The following is a 17,836-nucleotide window of genomic DNA, read 5'->3' as shown; positions in this document are numbered from 1 at the left end:
TTATCTTTGCCTTGGAATAGCCGTTCGGCCATCCCAAGGAAAGCGGAAGGCGGGATAGTTACGCTTCGAGCTGGCGAAGCAAGGCGCGGACGTCGTTATCCATGTCATTATCCATCCGGCGCAGGTCTTCGACTAGACGGACGGCGTGGATCACGGTCGAATGGTCACGACCACCGAATTTGCGTCCAATTTCGGGATAGCTGCGCGGCGTCATCACCTTTGCGAGGTACATCGCCACCTGGCGCGGACGCACGACTGCGCGCGCACGGCGCTTTGACGACATTTCGCTGCGATCGATGCGATAATATTCGCAAACGGCGCGCTGGATTTCGTCGATCGTGATGCGACGGCGGCACGCGCTGAGGATATCCTTCAGTTGCTCTTCGGCGAGCGTGCGGGTGATCGGCTTTCCGGTGAGTTGCGAATAAGCAATCAGCTTGTTCAAACCACCTTCGAGTTCGCGGACGTTGCGGCTGATCGTGCGCGCGAGGAATTCGATCACATCCTCACCCACCTGGGTTTCGGGCATGTTGGCCAAACGCTGGTTGAGGATCGAACGGCGCAGTTCAAGGTCTGCCGGCTGGATATCAGCAACAAGGCCCATCGAAAGACGCGACAGAATACGCTGATCAACGCCGTCCAGCGCTTGCGGTGCACGGTCAGCGGCCACGACAAGGCGCTTGCCTGCGCCGATGATGGCATCAACGGTGTGGAGGAATTCCTCCTGCGTCGAAACCTTGCCGATGATGAACTGGATGTCGTCAATCAGGAGGACATCGACCGCGCGCAAGCGGGCCTTGAACTCCATCACTTCCTTGCGGCGCATGGCGGAGACAAACTCCATCATGAACTTTTCAGCCGACATGTAGAGGATCTGCGCGTTCGGGTTCACCTCTGCATAGGCATGGCCGATGGCGTGCATCAGGTGGGTTTTGCCCTGCCCCGTTGCGGCCTGCAGATAGAGCGGGTTGAACAGCGGACGTTCGGCAGCGGCCACACGTTCGGCGGCGCTGAGTGCGAGCGCGTTGGTCTGGCCCTTGACGAAATTCGCAAAGGTCATCCGAGGATCGAGCTGGCTGCGCACCGGAAGTGCTTCGTCGACCGGAGCGGCCAGCGGACGTTCGGCAGCGGCTGCACCCTGCAGCATTTCGACACGGGCTGCACCCGGACGGGCGCGAATTTTCAGCTGGCGGACAGACGGATTGATGCTCGACCAGGCAAGACGGATACGGTCTGCATAATGATCGGAAACCCAGCTTGCCGAGAAATCTGACGGGGTCAGCAGTTCCAATGTTCCGGTAAGTTCGCAGAAATCGCCAAGCGCAATGGACCTGATCCATTGTCCGTAGATTTGAGCCCCAAGATCCCGGCGCAACCGCGACGCCACATTTTGCCAATCAGATTCGAATGCGGAGCCCCCCATCGTTTCCTGCTCCGAACGCACGACTTTAAGCGTCACTTGCCACCCCTTTCACCCCAACCAGTAACGCACCCTGTTTTTGTTGCACATCTGCCTCCTGTCGGCTGACACAGTTCCACCGCTCTCCTGCATCTTCGTGCAGAAGTCCCTATTGCGTCATGCTAGATTGAGACAGGTGTGAGGTTAATCGCACGCTGCTGGAAAGACCGTAGTAACCACGCAAAATTGAGTCGAGCAAGGGGCCGATTGCAAAAAAAGTGAAATAATTCGCATTGACTCGGCGCAAGCGCTGAAAATCCGTCGAATTTTTTTTATCACTTTGTTTTAATTGGCTTTTTCAACTGCAACCCGTGTCAATAGGCCACGAATCGTGGATAAAGCTGGATTCGTTTGCACCACCCAACTGCGGGCAAAGAAAAGGCCCGCCGTTTCGGGCGGGCCATTAACTATATCATTGGTTCCGGTGACCTCTCGATCACCGAGGAAGCAATCAGCCGAGGGCCGAAACGCGCTTCGTGAGGCGGCTGAACTTGCGGGCAGCCATGTTCTTGTGGAGCACGCCCTTGGCGACGCCACGTGCGAGTTCCGGCTGGGCAGCCTTCAATGCTTCGGCAGCGGCGCCCTTGTCGCCAGCGGCGAGAGCAGCTTCGACCTTCTTGACGAAGGTGCGGATACGGCTGACGCGGTTGCCGTTAATTTCATTGCGGCGCGCATTGCGACGGATACGCTTACGAGCTTGCGGCGTATTTGCCATTTCAGTCCTCAAAAAATCAGATAGTTACGAGCCACCAAACCAGTGGTGTGGCCGATGAAGCGCCGCCCTTAGCCAGCCGCAACAGATTCGTCAACCGGAAATGCCCAGCTTTCAAGCCAGCAATACCGCGATCAACGCTGGCATTTCGGGCAGAAAAAGGTCGAGCGCCCCGAATCGACGCGGCGTTGGACTGTGCTACCGCAATGGCAGGATTCGCCCTCGCGACCATAAACAAGCCAATCCTTCGCGAAATAACCCAGCTCTCCATCGGGTGCGGCGAAATCGCGCAGCGTCGATCCGCCCGCTTTGATGGCAGCGGCGAGCACATCCTTGATGGCGATCACCAGCTTTTCAACGCGCGGCCGGCTGATCTTTTGCGCCGGGGTCACCGGGGATATCCCCGCCATGTGCAACGCCTCGCACACATAGATGTTGCCAAGCCCCGCGACCACCGACTGGTTGAGCAGCATCGCCTTGATCGGTGCCTTGCGCCCCTGCAGCGCCGCGTGCAACACCTTGGCATCGAAATCGTCGGCCAGCGGCTCCGGCCCCATCGCGACAAAATGGCGGAATCCCTCCAATTCATCGCGACGCACGATATCGAGTGAGCCAAAGCGGCGATGGTCGTTCAGCGCCACCACCCTGCCCGCGCCGGTTTCCAATATGAAATGGTCGTGCTTTTCGATCTCTTCAGGATCGACCCGCCAACGGCCCGACATGCCCAGGTGGAAAATCAGCGTATCGTCGCGATCGGTGTGAATCAGCCCATATTTGGCGCGCCGGCCCAGTCCGGTTACCCGTGCACCGGTCAATCGCTGGCGCAGGTCGACCGGGATGGGCCAGCGCAGATCGGCGCGGCGTGGTTCGGCGCGGACGATCACTTCGCCTTCAAGCACGGCGCGCAGGCCGGCAACGGTGGTTTCGACTTCGGGTAATTCAGGCATAGCGAATCCGCTAGCGGCGAGCCCACCACTTGGCTAGAGGCCAGAAACATGACCGAGACCGTCTCCTTTGGCTATGAACAGGTTAGCCCCGAAGAAAAGACCCAGCGCGTGCGCGGTGTCTTTTCGAGTGTTGCCAGCAAATATGACATCATGAACGACGCCATGTCGGGCGGGATGCACCGGCTGTGGAAGGATCATTTCGTCCGCCGCGTAAAGCCGCGCCCCGGTGAGGACATTCTCGACATGGCAGGCGGCACCGGCGACATCGCCTTTCGCCTCGAAAAGGCAGGTGCCAATGTCACCGTCAGCGATATCAACCCCGACATGCTGTCGGTCGGCATGGAACGCGCGGTCGAGCGCGGCATCGATACGCTGGTATGGAGCGAACAGAATGCGGAGAAGCTGACCTTCCCCGACAGGCATTTCGACGCCTACACCATCGCCTTTGGCATTAGGAACGTCACCGATATTCCCGCCGCCCTGCGCGAGGCGCATCGTGTGCTGCGTTTTGGCGGACGCTTTTTCTGCCTTGAATTTTCGACCGTCGAGTGGCCGGGGCTTTCCAAGGCTTATGATATTTATTCGCACCATCTGCTGCCCAAGATGGGCAAGGTGATTGCGGGCGATGAGGACAGCTATCGCTACCTTGCCGAATCGATCCGCAAATTTCCGCCCATGCCGCAGTTCGAAGCGATGATCCGCGACGCCGGCTTCGTGCAGACCAAGGTCGAGCCGATTCTGGGCGGGCTGGTCGCGATCCACAGCGGCTGGAAGGTTTGATTCCCTCCTCATGACCCGTCCTGCGACGCATATCCTTCGCTTGCTCAAATGGGGCCGCATATTGGCGCGGCACGGGGCGCTGCGTGGGATCGAGAAGGATCGGAACACCCCGCCGCAGGTGAAGCGGTTGTGCCGGATTGCGCGATTGGGGACGATCCAGCCGAGAATTCCGGATTATGCCGGTGCCTTCCGCGAAATCGGCCCTGCCGCCATCAAGCTGGGGCAGACGCTCGCCACCCGCCCCGACCTGGTGGGTGAAGAGGCGGCAAATAACTTGCTGACGCTGCAGGATTCACTGCCGCCCGAAAAGTTTGAGCGGATTTACGAAGAGATTGACCACAGCCTCAACAATCCTGCGGCAGAGCTGTTCGAACATATCGACCCTGAACCGGTCGGCGCGGCTTCGATTGCACAGGTACACCGCGCACGCACGACTGATGGGCGCGAGGTTGCAGTCAAGGTGCTGCGCCCGGGCATTCGCGAACAATTTGCCCGCGATATCGAAACCTATGAATGGGCGGCGGCGCATCTGGAAGCACTGGGCGGCGAAGCTGCGCGGCTGCGCCCGCAACTTGTCATCGCCAACCTCAAGCGCTGGACCTTGCGCGAGCTTGACCTGCGGCGCGAAGCTGCCTCTGCCTCCGAACTCAAGGAAGCCATGGCCGCCGTTGAGGGATACCATATCCCCGCGATCGATTGGGATCGCACCTCGGGCCGGGTGATGACACTCGAATGGGTCGATGGCATCAAGATTTCGGATGTCGAGGCGCTCAAAGCCGCCGGGCATGATACGCACAAGCTCGCCGAGCGGCTGGTGCTCACCTTCCTGCGGCAAGCCATTTCCGAAGGCTTTTTCCACGCCGACATGCACCAGGGCAATTTGTTCGTGCGCCCCGATGGCAGCATCGTTGCGATCGATTTCGGCATCATGGGCCGGATCAACCGGCAGGCGCGTTTGTGGCTGGCGGAAATTCTCTACGGCCTGACGACGGGTAATTACCGCCGCGTCGCCGAAATCCATTTCGAAGCGCAATATGTGCCCGATTACCACAATGTCGATGAATTCGCGACCGCGCTGCGGGCTGTGGGGGAGCCTACGCGCGGCAAGCCGGTGAGCGAATTGTCGGTGGGGCAGATGCTCGACAGCCTGTTTGCGATCACCCGCGACTTTGACATGCAGACCCAGCCACACCTGCTGTTGCTGCAAAAGACGATGGTGATGGTCGAAGGTGTCGCCACCAGCCTGAACCCCGCAATCAATATGTGGGATGTCGCCGCGCCCTATGTCGGCGAATGGATCCGCGGCGAGCTTGGGCCAGAGGCGGCGATTGCCGATGGCTTGCGTGATCGCATGAAGACGCTCGCGCTGATCCCTGACCTGATCAAACGGCTCGACGACCAACTGCCCAAAAAAGGCGGCGCGCCTCCACCGCCCCCACTGCCCGATATCGAACTGATTTGGGAGAAGCGCCGGGGCGGCAACGGCTGGCGCTATGTGCTGACGGCGCTGGCAGCGGCTGCCGCTGGCGCAGCTACGATGTGGACGCTAGGATAGGGCCATGAGCCAAAAGCGCGTCCTCCTTATCGTCTCGGGCGGCATCGCCGCTTACAAGTCGCTTGAACTTGTCCGCTTGCTAAAGCGTCAGGGTATCACGGTGCGCGCGGTGATGACCAAAAGCGCGAGCGAATTTGTGACCCCGTTATCCTTGGGCGTGATGACCGAGGATCAGGTTTATGGCGACATGTTCGACCTGAAGGAAGAACGCGAAATCGGCCATATCCAGCTTAGCCGGCAGGCCGACCTGGTGGTGATTTGCCCGGCCACCGCCAACATCCTTGCCAAGATGGCCGCAGGGATCGCGGATGACCTGGCGACGACGATCCTGCTGGCCACCGACAAACCGGTGCTCGCGGTACCCGCGATGAATGTGCGGATGTGGAATCACCCGGCGACCCAGCGAAACCTTGCCCAGTTGCGCGCCGACGGCATCACAATCATGGACCCGGATGAAGGCGCAATGGCCTGCGGCGAATATGGCCCCGGGCGGCTACCCGAGCCGCCCGATGTGGCGGCCCGGATTTGCACCCTGCTCGACCATCCTTTTGATGCAGCTTTGGCAGCGGGCAGGGCTCCGACGACCAAGTCCTCAGAGTCAGCGCTTACCGCGCAGCCCGACTTTGCCGATCCCGGCCATCGCCCGCTTTTTGGCAAGCATGTGCTGATCACCGCAGGCCCGACGCATGAACCGATCGATCCGGTGCGTTATATCGCCAACCGTTCATCGGGGCGGCAGGGTTTTGCGATTGCGAAGGCCGCTGCAGAATTGGGTGCCGAGGTGACCTTGGTCGCCGGTCCGGTGCATTTGGCCACCCCAGCGGGTGTTGTACGCATCGATGTCGAAAGCGCGCGCGAAATGCTGGCCGAGGTTGAAAAGGCCTTGCCCGCGGACGTCGCGATCATGGTCGCCGCGGTGGCGGATTGGCGCGCGGCTGATGTGCCCGAACAAAAGATCAAGAAGGATGGAGCAGCGATCCCCGCGCTCAACCTCACCGAAAATCCGGACATATTGGCGACACTCGCCAAACATGCACAGCGGCCTCGCCTGCTGATCGGCTTTGCCGCCGAAACCGAAAAGGTGGTCGAGCATGCACAGGCCAAGCTTGCCAAAAAGGGCTGCGACTGGATCGTCGCCAATGACGTTTCGGGTGATGTGATGGGCGGTGCGAACAATGCCGTGCATATCGTCACCAAGCAGGTCGTGGAAAGCCTTGCCGATGCGCCCAAGGATGTGGTTGCCCGCAAATTGATGGAGAAGATTGCTGATGCCGTCGGACAAGGTTGAGATCAGGGTCAAGCGGCTGAACAACGGGGCCGGCCTGCCGCTGCCGGTTTATGCCAGCGCCGGTGCTGCAGGGATGGATATCTGCGCTGCCGAGGCAGTGAAACTGAAGCCCGGCGCGCGTTTTGCCGTGCCGACAGGTTTTGCCGTGGCTATTCCGCATGGATATGAAATCCAGGTGCGCCCACGCTCCGGCCTTGCGCTGAAGCATGGCATCACCTGCCTCAACACGCCGGGTACGATCGACTGCGATTATCGGGGCGAAGTGAAGGTGATCCTCGCCAATCTGGGCGAAGAGGTTTTCGAAATCGAGCGGGGCGACCGGATCGCGCAGCTTGTTGTCGCCCCTGCCCCGCAAGCGCTGGTCACCGAAGTCGAAACGCTCGACGAAACCGCGCGCGGTGCCGGTGGTTTCGGCTCTACCGGTGTATGACCCTCACCGACCAGCAGCTTGATCGCTATGCCCGGCACATAGTCCTTCGCGATATTGGCGGCCCGGGCCAGGCCAGATTGCTGCAAAGCCATGTTTTGCTGATCGGTGCAGGCGGAATTGGTTGCCCTGCGATCCAGTATCTCGCCGCCGCGGGTGTCGGGACGATCAGTGTGGTCGATGATGACGAAGTATCGCTTTCCAATCTGCAACGCCAAGTGCTCTATGGTGAGGCCCAGATAGGCCAGCCGAAGGTTGCGGCAGCCGCCGAAGCAGTGGCGCGGCTCAATCCCGATGTGCAATTCCGCCCGATTTGCGCGCGGATCGGTGATGCGACACGTCCAGACCTGCTGGATGGCGTTGATGTCGTTATCGACGGCAGCGATAATTTTGCGACGCGGCTGATCGTGAACGACCTCTGCATCGCGGCACACGTGCCGCTGGTGAGCGCCGCCATCGGCCAATTCCACGGCCAGATCGGCACCTTTCGAGGGTGGGAGGATGACGCCCCCTGCTATCGATGCTTCGTTGGCGATGCGCATGACCCTGATGACTGCGATGATTGCGCGACGCAGGGCGTATTGGGCGCGATGTGCGGCCTGATGGGCAGTTTTGCCGCGATGGAGGCGATCCGCTGCCTCACCGGCTTTGGTGACGATCCCAAGGGGAAGCTCCACATCTTCGACGGGCTGAAACCGGCGATGCGCACGGTCAACCTACCGAAGGACCCCGAATGCCGCAGTTGCGGCGGCTAAAGGTCGAGCAATTCGTCAACCCATTCGGGCACGACTTCGGTCGCCGGGCCATAGCGTGCCTCGTCAAAGAAATGGCTGCCCTGTGAAGGCTCAAGGTTGAGCTCGAGCGTCTTCGCACCTTGCTGTTTGGCATCGCGCACAAAGCCGGCAGCAGGGTAGACCGCACCCGACGTGCCGATGCTGACGAACAGGTCAGCGGTGCGGATCGCGGAATAGATCTCCGGGATATGGTAAGGCATCTCGCCAAACCAGACGACATCGGGGCGCAGCGATGGCGTACCGCAAATCGGGCATGGCGGGCGATGCTGCATCGGCCCGGTCCAAGGGCTGCGTATCTCGCATGCCTGGCACAAAGCGACCAGATGTTCGCCGTGCATGTGGAGCAGGCGCTCGGCCCCGGCGCGCTCGTGAAGGTCATCGACATTCTGCGTGACGATCAGCAGGTTGCGCCCTTCCCCGCGCCAATGGCGGTCGAGCTCGGCGAGTGCATAATGCGCATCATTGGGCTCCTTGGTCTGGATAGCCGCGCGGCGCATGTCATAGAATCGATGGACCAGATCAGGGTCGCGCGCGAACGCCTCTGGCGTCGCGACGTCTTCGACACGATGCTTTTCCCACAGCCCGCCTGCATCACGAAAGGTATCGATGCCGCTTTCGGCGCTAACGCCTGCGCCGGTCAGGATTACGATGTTGCGAATATCTGTCATCTCGACCATGAAGCAGCAAATTCAAGGGCACGCAACTATGGCAAAAATCGGTATCATCGGAAGCAAGGGGCGGATGGGCAATGCCCTGGTCTCGGCCATCGAAGAAGCGGGCCAGACAGTGGCGGGCGGCGTCGACAAGGGCGATGATCTCGGCGCGCTGGTGGCGGCATCCGATGTCCTCGTCGATTTTTCCAGCCCGCATGCGGTGGAGGCAAACCTTGCGGCCTGCGTTGCCGCGCAAAAACCGATCGTTATTGGCACCACCGGACTTGAAGAACGCCACCATTGGCTAATCGACGATGCCGCGCAGGACATAGCCGTGCTGCAGACCGGCAACACTTCGCTGGGTGTCACCATGCTCGCGGCACTGGTCAAAAAGGCCGCATCGCGGCTCGGCAGCGACTGGGATATCGAGATCGTCGAAATGCACCACCGGATGAAGGTAGATGCGCCTTCAGGCACGGCGATGCTGCTGGGTGAAGCGGCAGCCGCCGGTCGGCATATCGATCTTGCATCATCAAGCGAGCGCGGTCGTGACGGTATCACTGGTGCGCGCAAAGAAGGTGCCATTGGCTTCGCCTCGCTGCGCGGCGGCACTGTTGCGGGCGACCATAGCGTTATCCTTGCCGGCAATGAGGAAAGCATCACCCTGTCGCACCGTGCCGAAAACCGGGCAATATTTGCACGCGGCGCGATCAAGGCCGCGCTTTGGCTGCAAGGCCAGAAAGCGGGCCGTTACACCATGCCAGAGGTATTGGGGCTTTAACTTCCCCGTTTGACCAGTTGCACCGGCACGCGGCGCTCGGTTAGCGGCTCCCCCGCAATCCGGTTGAGCACATTCTGCACGAGCAAATCACCCGCCTGTTGGAAATCAGGCTCGATCGTGGTCAACGGCGGCGAGGAATAGTTGCCAGCACGGATACCGTCAAAACCGATCACCGACACATGCTCGGGCACTGAAATCCCGCTGTCGGAAAGTGCGCGCAGCACGCCGAGCGCGGTCAAGTCACATGCCGCAAAGATGGCATCAAAGGCTTGCCCCGATTGCAGCAGGCTGCGCACGGCCTCAACGCCCTGTTCTTCGCGCGACAGCGTTTCATCCACCTCGATTGCCGTTGCGACGATTCCGGCTGAGCGTAACTCTTCGGCAAAGCCTTCATAGCGTTCGCCGAATTGGCGTTGCTGTGATGTGCGCGCGCCGATGAACACCGGTTGCTTGCGTCCGCAATCGAGCAAATAGCGCGCAGCGATGCGCCCGCCGCCTTCATTTTCGCTGCGCACCCAGCGCAGATCATCATCGGGGGCGCCCCAGCAGACCCATGCCTTGTCGGCATGGTCGAGCCCGCGGAAATAGGCCCATGCTTCGGGATTTTGCGTGGTGCCGATCACAATCATGCCATCGGCCTGCCGGGCATCATCATATTGGCCGAAGAAGTTTTCGGGGCTGTCCTGGAAGGAAACGAGCAGGTTATACCCGCGCGCAGTCGCGGCCGCCGCAACGCTGCCCAAAAGCGAGAAATAAAAGGGGTTGGTTTCGGTTGCGCTTTCGCCGGCACGGCCAATCAGCACCACCGCCAGCGTCATCGTTTCGCCGCGCCGCAAGCGGGTGGCATTCTGGTTGATGACATAGCCCAGTTCCTGCGCCGCCTGCAGCACCTTGGCGCGGGTTTCATCGCTGACCTTGGGGCTGCCATTCAAGGCGCGCGACACCGTCGGCTGGGTCACGCCCGCGCGCTGCGCAACGTCGAATGCGGTGACCCGAAATGCCATCAAATACTCCCTGATGCAGTCCCTTTACACGCGGAGCGGGGCTTACATCAACTGCTGCCTTTCAATAGCCTTGCTGCCAGCGGGCATGGTGAACAACATGCCATCCTCACCCACCACAATCTCGCCTTTGAAACGGTCAGCCGCGCTGCCGAGGAAGGCGGGGTAAAAGAAGGGCGTGGGCACGGGCGGCACGATGTGGGTCATCACCAATTGCCGTACGCCAGCCTTGGCAGCACTTTCTGCCGCTTCTTCGGGTGAAGCATGGTAATCAAGGATATCGCGGGTGATCTTGGCGGTATTCTTGATGCCCTTGCGCTCAAGACCATCGGTCATCTTGCCCACCAGTTTGGGCTGCAACGCTTCGTGCAGCAACAGGTCGGCGCCCTTTGCGGCCCGTTCGAGCGATGCCGATTTCGCGGTATCCCCGCTGATCACCACCGAACGCCCTTTATAATCGAAACGATAGCCGACGGCTGGCGAGACGGGTTCATGATCGACGGTAAAGGCGGTAATCTTCAATCCGCCCTCATCGAACACTACGACACTTTCGTCCGTCATGGCAAACGGGACCGCAACGGCACCGGCCCCGGATGGTGGTGCGATATCGGCACCATGGTGCGCCGTGCGATAGCCATTATCCTGCGCATAGGCTGTATTGAAACCGGCGACGATTGCCTCCACCCCTGTCGGGCCATGGATGGGGAGTGGTGCGGTTGCGGCATTGCCTGTCCAACGCAGCAACATCATCGGCCCCAGCCCGTCCATATGATCCGAATGGAAATGGGTCAGGAAAATTCCTTCGATCTTGCCATTGGGAATACCCATCATCGAAATGTTGCGCGCCCCGCCTTCGCCTGCATCGACGACGAAAATGCGCTTGCCTGCGACCACCACAGTGCAGGCGCCTGCCCTATCGGCATTGGGCAAGGGTGAACCCGTTCCGCACAGCGCAACGTGCAATCCATCGGGCAAGCTCGCGGTAACATCGCGCCCCACCCGGCTATCGACCGCGCGCTGGAACATCGCCGTTCCGATTTCAGCCTGATATTGCCGCACGCCCAGCAATGCGATGCCTGCTACCGCGGCAATTCCGATTACCCATTTGACAGATTTTTTCATTGGCACCCCCTCATCCGGCCATTTCTTTACGCCAAGCAGGTGGCCGCAATCAACTTGTTACAAATTGTGGCAATATTGCCGCGCTTATCAAAAGATTTAACTTAGTCCATCTAACCAATTGCGGCTTTCAAACAGTCCGGTTACACCCGCGACCAGTGCATAAGCACCAATAAAGAATAACATAAGGATGGTTCACCATCCCCACTCCCAAGGAAGTTGCCCATCCCGGGCGCTATTGTGATGATCATGTGGAGAGTAAAAAATGAAGTTTGCACAAACTGCAGTGCGCTGTGCACTGCTGTCTTCGATAAGTATTGCCTCAATCGGCCTCGCTTCGGCCGCTCAGGCACAAGACGCTGGCACTGAAACCAGCGAAACCGCGACTGCAGAAGAAGAAGTCGCTTTTGACGAAATCATCGTAACCGCAACCCGCCGTGACCAGGCCGCGCAGGATATTCCGCTCGCCGTCAGCGTTGTTGCCGGTGAACAGCTTGCCAATGCTGGCGTCGTCGACATTCGCGGCATCCAGCAGCTCGCTCCCTCGCTCAAGACCACCACGGGCCAATCGGCCGCAACCGGCGCCGTCCTCACCATCCGCGGCATCGGTACTGCTGGCGACAACCCGGGCTTTGAACCGGCAGTTGGCGTCTTCATCGACGGCGTGTTCCGTGCACGCGCTGGCGTTGCCCTTGCAGAGCTTCCGCCGATCGATCGCGTCGAAGTATTGCGTGGCCCGCAGGGTACGCTTTTCGGCCGCAACACCTCGGCCGGTGCGCTCAACATCACCACCACCAAGCCCAAGTTCGAACTCGGCGGCTATGCCGAACTCAGCTATGGCAATTATGACGAGATCGAAGCCAAGGCTGGCGTGACCGGCCCGGTTTCTGAGCAGCTCGCGCTGCGGCTCGACGGCGGCTATCACAAGCGCGATGGCTATATCAAACTCGCCAACGAAGATGGCAGCGTCAACAATGTGAACCGCTGGTTCGCCCGCGGCCAGGCCTATTTCGAAAATGATGACATCAACTTCCGCTTCATTGCCGATGTCGCCAAGACCAACGAAGATTGCTGCGGCGCGCTGAACACTGGCAGCGGCTTTTCGCTGTTCCCGACCATCGACGCATCGACCAACTCGGCCATTGCTTTCATCGCCGGCAACGCGATCGAAGCCCTGTCAGCAAACCCGCTGGCAGGCGGCGCAGTCGGCCGTGACGGCATCGTCCGTCCGTTCGACGCCAAGGGCCGTGTCATGGCAACCACTCCGGGCCGTGGCCTGACCGAAAAGGTCGATGAATGGGGCGTTTCGGGCGAACTGAATTGGGATTTCGGCGGCGCAACGCTCACCTCGATCACCGCTTATCGTGACTGGAAGGCGCTGCGCGACCAGGATATCGATTTTTCGGGTCTCGATCGTGCCTATCGTGATGATTACCGCACCGGCATCACTGATTTCACCCAGGAACTCCGCCTGCAGGGTTCGGCCTTCAACGACAAGCTCGACTGGCTCGTCGGCGCATTCTACCTGAATGAAAAGCTGACCATGACCGACACCATCCGTTTCGGTGCACAGGCTGACCAATATACCGACGCTGTCATCAACGGATTGACCCGTTCGGTTGCGCTTCCGACCGGCCTGCAACTGTTCGGCACGCTCGGCGCTGGCGTTCCGCTGTTCGGACAGGTCGCGCTGGCAACCAACCCGGCATTGGCCGCCGCAGCTGCTGGTAACCCCGCGCTTCTCGCACTGTTCACCAGCCCGCTTCCGCGCACCCCGGCCGGTGCTGGCCAAACGGCAGACAAGTATCGCGTCGATACCGATGCCATCGCACTGTTCACGCACAACATCATCAATTTCAGCGACAATCTGACGCTGACCTTGGGCCTGCGCTATAATTATGAGAAGAAGCAGATCGACACCGACCTGAACTCGGTCGTTCCGGCATGCTCCTTCTTCCAGAATCCGGCAACCCTGCCCTATCGTCAGGCGTTGCAGGCTTCCGGCCTATTTGGCGGTGCGTACCTGCTGGGCTGCAACCCGGCGGTGAACAGCGAGTTCAACGGCCTCCGTTCGGACAAGCGCAGCGAAAGCGAATTCACCGGCACGGCACGCCTTGCCTATAAGGTGAACGACGATGTGCTGCTGTTCGGTGGTTATGACCGCGGCTACAAGTCGGGCGGCTACAACCTCGACCGCGCCGGTTTTGACTCCGTCCTGCTCGGCGGCAACGGCGCGCAGCTGACCGACCTCGAATTCGGCAATGAATCGGTCGATGCGTACGAAGTCGGCGTAAAGACCAACTTCACGCGTGAATTCCAGTTCAATGCGTCGCTGTTCTACTCGAACTTCAAGAACTACCAGTCGAACCGCTTCCTCGGAAACAACTTCGTCGTATTGAACTATGACAAGCTGGTTTCGAAGGGCGTCGAGTTGGAAAGCATCATCCGTCCGCATCCCGATTTCGTAGTCAATTTGGGCTACACCTATCTTGATGCGAAGGTTAGCGATCCGGCAGCCGGTAGTGACGATGGCCAGCAGGCATCGAACCAGCCCAAGCATGCCATCACCGGTGGCGTCACCTGGACGCCGCGTCTTGGTGAGGGCGTGAACGGTTTGCTGCACGCCGACTGGCGCTACAACAGCGATCACTTCCCGCTGAACGATCCGCTGGGTCGCCGTTTCACCGGCAATGATGGCTATGGCATCGTCAACCTGCGTGCAGGCGTGAACTTTGCCGACGGCAAGTACAGCGTTGAAGGCTATGTCGAAAACCTCTTCAACACTTACTACAACATCACTGCCTTCCCGATCCCGGAACAGGGCAACAGCTTTGCTGTCTATCCCGCTCCGCCGCGCTTCTATGGCGTGAAGCTTGGCGTAAAGTTCTGATTTACGCGCCGCCCGTTTCGGCGGGCGGCACGCAAAAAACAAGCGGCGCTCCGGATGGTCGGAGCGCCGCTTTTGTTTTGGCCAATGCCGCGTGCCGCGGCCAGAGCGAAATCAATTGTTCTGGAGCGCTATGATCAAAGGAGTTGTCAGCAATGGAACGACCTGCAGTGCGTCACGGAACAGGCGGCGGGCCTGTGAATCGCCGACGACGACAACATCGTTCGCAAACACTTCGGGATCGGCATAATTGCCGCGGCGGATCGCCTTGAGGTTATACAACGCCGCCAATTGCTGGCCGTTTACGGTGCGGAAAATCACCACATCGTCGAGTTTCGCAAATTCGGCAGTACCCTCTGCGGTGGCGACAGCGCGCATCAGCGTCATCTTGCCAATCACCGGATAGAGGCCGGGTTTCTTGACCTGGCCATCGACGGTGATCACCTGGCTGACGGTTTCCTTGAGGTTCACCGTCACCTGCGGATCGCGGACATAGCGCGAGCGCAGACGTGCCTCGATCTCGTCCTCAATCTCGGCCGGGGTCTTGCCGGCAGCCTCGATCACACCCGCAAGCGGGAAGGAGATACGGCCGCTGGCGTCCGTCTGGACTTCCTTCTTGCTCAATTCCTCGATGCCGAAGACATCGATCATCAGTTTGTCAAAAGGACCGATCAGATAAGGGCGCGATTCAGACAGCAGGTCGGCCCGGTCGGGCGCGGGCAGTTCGCTGCCCTGCATCACGGTGATGTTTGACGCTCCCCCCAATTGTCCCGGACCTGCGCAACCGGCAAGCAGCGACAAAGCAACTAGAGGAAGGGTAAATTTCTTCATGATTCCATGTTCCCGAAAAGACATAGTCGCCTGCTAGACGATGGTGCGTGGAGGTTCCAGCCGATTTTATAGAATTCATGTAGTTTAGGAGATTTCACAACCCTTAACACCCGCTTTAGTAGAATTTAATGCCTGCGCAGCTAAAGCACGGGAATGAATAGTAAAGCTGTTGTCCTGATTATCTTTGGCACGCGGCCGGAAGCCATCAAGCTTTTCCCGGTCGTGCATGCCTTGCAAGCGCGCGGTGATGTTGCCGTTCGCGTGCTGGTGACAGGGCAGCACCGCCAGATGCTCGACCAGGTACTGCAGATTGGGGAGATTGTGCCAGACCATGACCTCAACGTGATGGCGCCGGACCAATCGCTCGATACGCTGACCGCAAAGCTGCTAACCGGCATCGGGGCAGTGATGGATGCGGAAAAGCCCGCGCGCGTAATCGTGCAGGGCGATACGGCAACCGCGATGGTCGGCGCACTGGCGGCCTATTATCGCAAGATACCCGTCAGCCATGTCGAGGCGGGGCTGCGCAGCTATGATATTTACCAGCCCTGGCCCGAGGAAGTGAACCGCAAGATCATCGGCACGATCGCCGACCAGCATTTCGCGCCCACCGAAGTATCGGCTGCAGCGTTGCGAGCAGAGGCGATTGGGGAAGCTGGCATTCACGTCACCGGTAACACCGTCATCGATGCGCTGCACTGGGTGACCGACAAGATTGCCGCCGACCCTGCGCTGGCATCGGGGCTTTCGGCGCTGGAAGTGCGGTTCAAAGGCAAACGCATCATCGGCGTTACCACCCATCGCCGTGAAAATTTCGGCGAGGGTATGGAGAATATCGCTTCGGCAATTGGTGAAATCGCGGCGCGCGAAGATGTGGCGGTGATCTTCCCCGTGCACCTCAACCCCAATGTGCGCAAGGTTATGGACGCACGGCTTGGTTCGAACCCGAATGTCGCGATGATTGAGCCGCTGGATTACCCCCATTTCGCGCGCCTGCTTGCAATCAGCCATATCATGCTGACCGACAGCGGCGGAGTGCAGGAGGAAGCGCCAGCACTGGGCAAGCCTGTGCTGGTGATGCGGGATACCACCGAACGGCCCGAAGGCGTCACCGCTGGCACTGCAAAGCTGGTCGGCACCGACCGCGAGCGGATCGTCGCCGAAGTTTCTACGCTTCTTGACAATGAAGCGACCTATTCAACGATGGCGCGCGCGCATAACCCTTTCGGGGATGGCAGGGCGGCCATCCGCATAGCAGGACTGGTAGCTGATGCTTGTCGATAAGAAACCCGATGTGTGTGTAATGGGGCTGGGTTATATCGGACTTCCGACCGCGGCGGTGATTGCCCGGTCGGGTTGTCGCGTGCTCGGTGTCGATGTGAATGCCGAGGTGGTCGAAACGATCAACCGCGGTGAAATCCACATCGAGGAAGTCGATCTCGACGGGCTTGTGCAGGGTGTGGTGCAGCGAAAACTGTTGCGTGCCTCAACGATGGTTGAGCCGGCCGATGTGTTCGTGATCGCAGTGCCGACGCCCTTTGGTGAAAACCACGCACCCGATATCAGCTATGTCCTAGCCGCTGCCACCAGCATTGCCGCTGCGCTCAAGGCGGGCGACACGGTGATTGTCGAATCCACCTCGCCGGTCGGCACCACCGACCGTGTGAAAGACTTGATCGCGCAGTTGCGCCTCGACCTGAAGGTACCAGGCGTGACCGGTGACACGCCGGACATCGCCATCGCTTACTGCCCGGAACGTGTGCTTCCCGGAAAGATACTCGAGGAGCTGATTTCGAACGACCGTTCGATCGGCGGCATCACCCCGCGTTGCGCGCGCAAGGCACTGTCCTTTTACAAGCGCTTTGTGCGTGGCGAATGCGTCACCACCGATGCACGCTCGGCGGAGATGACCAAGCTCGTCGAAAACGCCTTCCGCGATGTGAACATCGCCTTTGCCAACGAACTGTCGATTGTCGCCGACCAGATGGGGCTCGATGTGTGGGAGGTTATCCGCCTCGCCAATCGCCATCCGCGCGTCAACATCCTGCAACCGGGCCCCGGCGTGGGTGGCCATTGCATTGCGGTTGACCCTTGGTTCATCGTCCATGGCGCCCCCGATCACACCCCGCTGATCCGCACTGCCCGCGAAGTGAATGACGGCAAGGTTGATCATGTAATCGCGCGCGCAACCGCCCTTATCGAGGCCAATCCTACCGCAAAGGTCGGGCTGTTCGGGCTCGCCTTCAAGGCGAATATCGACGATTTCCGCGAAAGCCCTGCAAAGAAAGTGGCTGCGGCACTCGCCCATAGATTTGGCAGCCGTATCCATGTGATCGAGCCCTATGCCGCCACCCTGCCCCGCGAATTTGACGGCAGCGGGGCAATGCTGACCGACATCGACAGCGCGCTGCTCGATTGCGAAATCCTGATCCCGCTGGTCGATCATGATGCGTTCAAGGCGATCCCGCTTGCCGAGCGGAGCGATAAGCTGGTCTATGATACCCGCGGTATCTGGCCAGATCAGCCTGCTATCGAACCCAAAGCCGTCGGTTTGCGATTGGCCAGCTAAGCCGTGCAGGCTTGCCGCCTCATGGCAGAGGCA

Annotated in this window: 16 protein-coding genes; 9 read left to right on the top strand and 7 right to left on the bottom strand. The window is 59.9% G+C overall.

Translation table 11 applies throughout. The annotated features are described in order from the left end of the window. Window positions 1-58: 58 nt before the first annotated feature. The 3 genes from dnaA to mutM all read right to left on the bottom strand — a co-directional run bounded on the left by dnaA (window position 59) and on the right by mutM (window position 3,118). A complete protein-coding gene (gene dnaA, locus ACFSAG_RS01135; RefSeq protein WP_374615124.1) occupies window positions 59-1,423 on the bottom strand; it encodes a chromosomal replication initiator protein DnaA in 1,365 nt (454 codons plus the stop codon). Between the two features lie 487 nt (window positions 1,424-1,910). Then, window positions 1,911-2,174 carry a 30S ribosomal protein S20 gene (gene rpsT, locus ACFSAG_RS01130; RefSeq protein WP_381510710.1) on the bottom strand — a complete coding sequence of 88 codons (264 nt, stop codon included), beginning with the start codon at window positions 2,172-2,174 and terminating at the stop codon, window positions 1,911-1,913. 131 nt (window positions 2,175-2,305) lie between these two features. Then, on the bottom strand, window positions 2,306-3,118 hold the full coding sequence (gene mutM / locus ACFSAG_RS01125; protein WP_381510709.1) for a bifunctional DNA-formamidopyrimidine glycosylase/DNA-(apurinic or apyrimidinic site) lyase: 813 nt from the start codon (window positions 3,116-3,118) through the stop codon (window positions 2,306-2,308). Window positions 3,119-3,166: 48 nt separating this feature from the next. Here mutM and ACFSAG_RS01120 point away from each other — a divergent pair, with 48 nt between their 5' ends. Genes ACFSAG_RS01120 through ACFSAG_RS01100 form a run of 5 tightly spaced genes read left to right on the top strand, consistent with a single transcriptional unit; the run spans window position 3,167 to window position 7,923 of the window. Continuing rightward, the gene (locus ACFSAG_RS01120) at window positions 3,167-3,898 is read left to right on the top strand and encodes a class I SAM-dependent methyltransferase (protein WP_374615098.1); all 732 of its coding nucleotides are present in this window, start codon (window positions 3,167-3,169) and stop codon (window positions 3,896-3,898) included. Between the two features lie 10 nt (window positions 3,899-3,908). Further along, on the top strand, window positions 3,909-5,453 hold the full coding sequence (ubiB, locus tag ACFSAG_RS01115; RefSeq protein ID WP_381510708.1) for a 2-polyprenylphenol 6-hydroxylase: 1,545 nt from the start codon (window positions 3,909-3,911) through the stop codon (window positions 5,451-5,453). 4 nt (window positions 5,454-5,457) lie between these two features. After that, window positions 5,458-6,741 (top strand): bifunctional phosphopantothenoylcysteine decarboxylase/phosphopantothenate synthase, encoded by a 1,284-nt coding sequence (locus tag ACFSAG_RS01110; RefSeq protein WP_381510707.1) that lies wholly within the window; start codon window positions 5,458-5,460, stop codon window positions 6,739-6,741. After that, entirely contained in the window at window positions 6,722-7,171 is a 450-nt protein-coding gene (dut, locus tag ACFSAG_RS01105; protein WP_381510706.1) for a dUTP diphosphatase, read from the top strand. Before ACFSAG_RS01110 ends, dut begins: the two co-directional genes overlap by 20 nt. Next, on the top strand, window positions 7,168-7,923 hold the full coding sequence (locus tag ACFSAG_RS01100; protein ID WP_381510704.1) for a HesA/MoeB/ThiF family protein: 756 nt from the start codon (window positions 7,168-7,170) through the stop codon (window positions 7,921-7,923). The genes dut and ACFSAG_RS01100 overlap by 4 nt, the downstream gene beginning before the upstream one ends. On the opposite strand, the gene ACFSAG_RS01095 is transcribed toward ACFSAG_RS01100, so the two are convergent. After that, a complete protein-coding gene (locus ACFSAG_RS01095) occupies window positions 7,920-8,630 on the bottom strand; it encodes an NAD-dependent deacylase (protein ID WP_381511248.1) in 711 nt (236 codons plus the stop codon). The genes ACFSAG_RS01100 and ACFSAG_RS01095 overlap by 4 nt on opposite strands. Window positions 8,631-8,667: 37 nt before the next feature. Between ACFSAG_RS01095 and dapB the strand changes: the two genes are divergently transcribed. Continuing rightward, window positions 8,668-9,396: a 4-hydroxy-tetrahydrodipicolinate reductase gene (gene dapB, locus ACFSAG_RS01090; protein WP_381510702.1), complete on the top strand. Its 729-nt coding sequence runs from the start codon at window positions 8,668-8,670 to the stop codon at window positions 9,394-9,396. Here the strand turns inward: dapB and ACFSAG_RS01085 are convergent. After that, on the bottom strand, window positions 9,393-10,400 hold the full coding sequence (locus tag ACFSAG_RS01085) for a LacI family DNA-binding transcriptional regulator (RefSeq protein WP_381510700.1): 1,008 nt from the start codon (window positions 10,398-10,400) through the stop codon (window positions 9,393-9,395). The two genes, dapB and ACFSAG_RS01085, sit on opposite strands and share 4 nt — an antisense overlap. 42 nt (window positions 10,401-10,442) lie before the next feature. Next, window positions 10,443-11,519: an MBL fold metallo-hydrolase gene (locus tag ACFSAG_RS01080; protein ID WP_381510698.1), complete on the bottom strand. Its 1,077-nt coding sequence runs from the start codon at window positions 11,517-11,519 to the stop codon at window positions 10,443-10,445. A gap of 262 nt (window positions 11,520-11,781) precedes the next feature. On the opposite strand from ACFSAG_RS01080, the gene ACFSAG_RS01075 reads away from it, so the two are divergent. After that, window positions 11,782-14,406 carry a TonB-dependent receptor gene (locus ACFSAG_RS01075; RefSeq protein WP_381510696.1) on the top strand — a complete coding sequence of 875 codons (2,625 nt, stop codon included), beginning with the start codon at window positions 11,782-11,784 and terminating at the stop codon, window positions 14,404-14,406. 111 nt (window positions 14,407-14,517) lie between these two features. Here ACFSAG_RS01075 and ACFSAG_RS01070 read toward each other — a convergent pair whose 3' ends face one another. Next, window positions 14,518-15,234: a polysaccharide biosynthesis/export family protein gene (locus ACFSAG_RS01070; protein WP_381510694.1), complete on the bottom strand. Its 717-nt coding sequence runs from the start codon at window positions 15,232-15,234 to the stop codon at window positions 14,518-14,520. Window positions 15,235-15,387: 153 nt separating this feature from the next. Here ACFSAG_RS01070 and wecB point away from each other — a divergent pair, with 153 nt between their 5' ends. Then, window positions 15,388-16,518 carry a non-hydrolyzing UDP-N-acetylglucosamine 2-epimerase gene (gene wecB, locus ACFSAG_RS01065; RefSeq protein WP_381510692.1) on the top strand — a complete coding sequence of 377 codons (1,131 nt, stop codon included), beginning with the start codon at window positions 15,388-15,390 and terminating at the stop codon, window positions 16,516-16,518. Continuing rightward, on the top strand, window positions 16,505-17,803 hold the full coding sequence (wecC, locus tag ACFSAG_RS01060; RefSeq protein WP_381510690.1) for a UDP-N-acetyl-D-mannosamine dehydrogenase: 1,299 nt from the start codon (window positions 16,505-16,507) through the stop codon (window positions 17,801-17,803). The genes wecB and wecC overlap by 14 nt, the downstream gene beginning before the upstream one ends. The last annotated feature ends 33 nt before the right edge of the window (window positions 17,804-17,836 follow it).

Origin of the sequence: Sphingorhabdus buctiana, from assembly GCF_042680825.1 — a bacterium.
Lineage (GTDB): Bacteria > Pseudomonadota > Alphaproteobacteria > Sphingomonadales > Sphingomonadaceae > Sphingorhabdus_B > Sphingorhabdus_B buctiana.
This window is presented reverse-complemented; position numbering and strand designations above follow the sequence as displayed.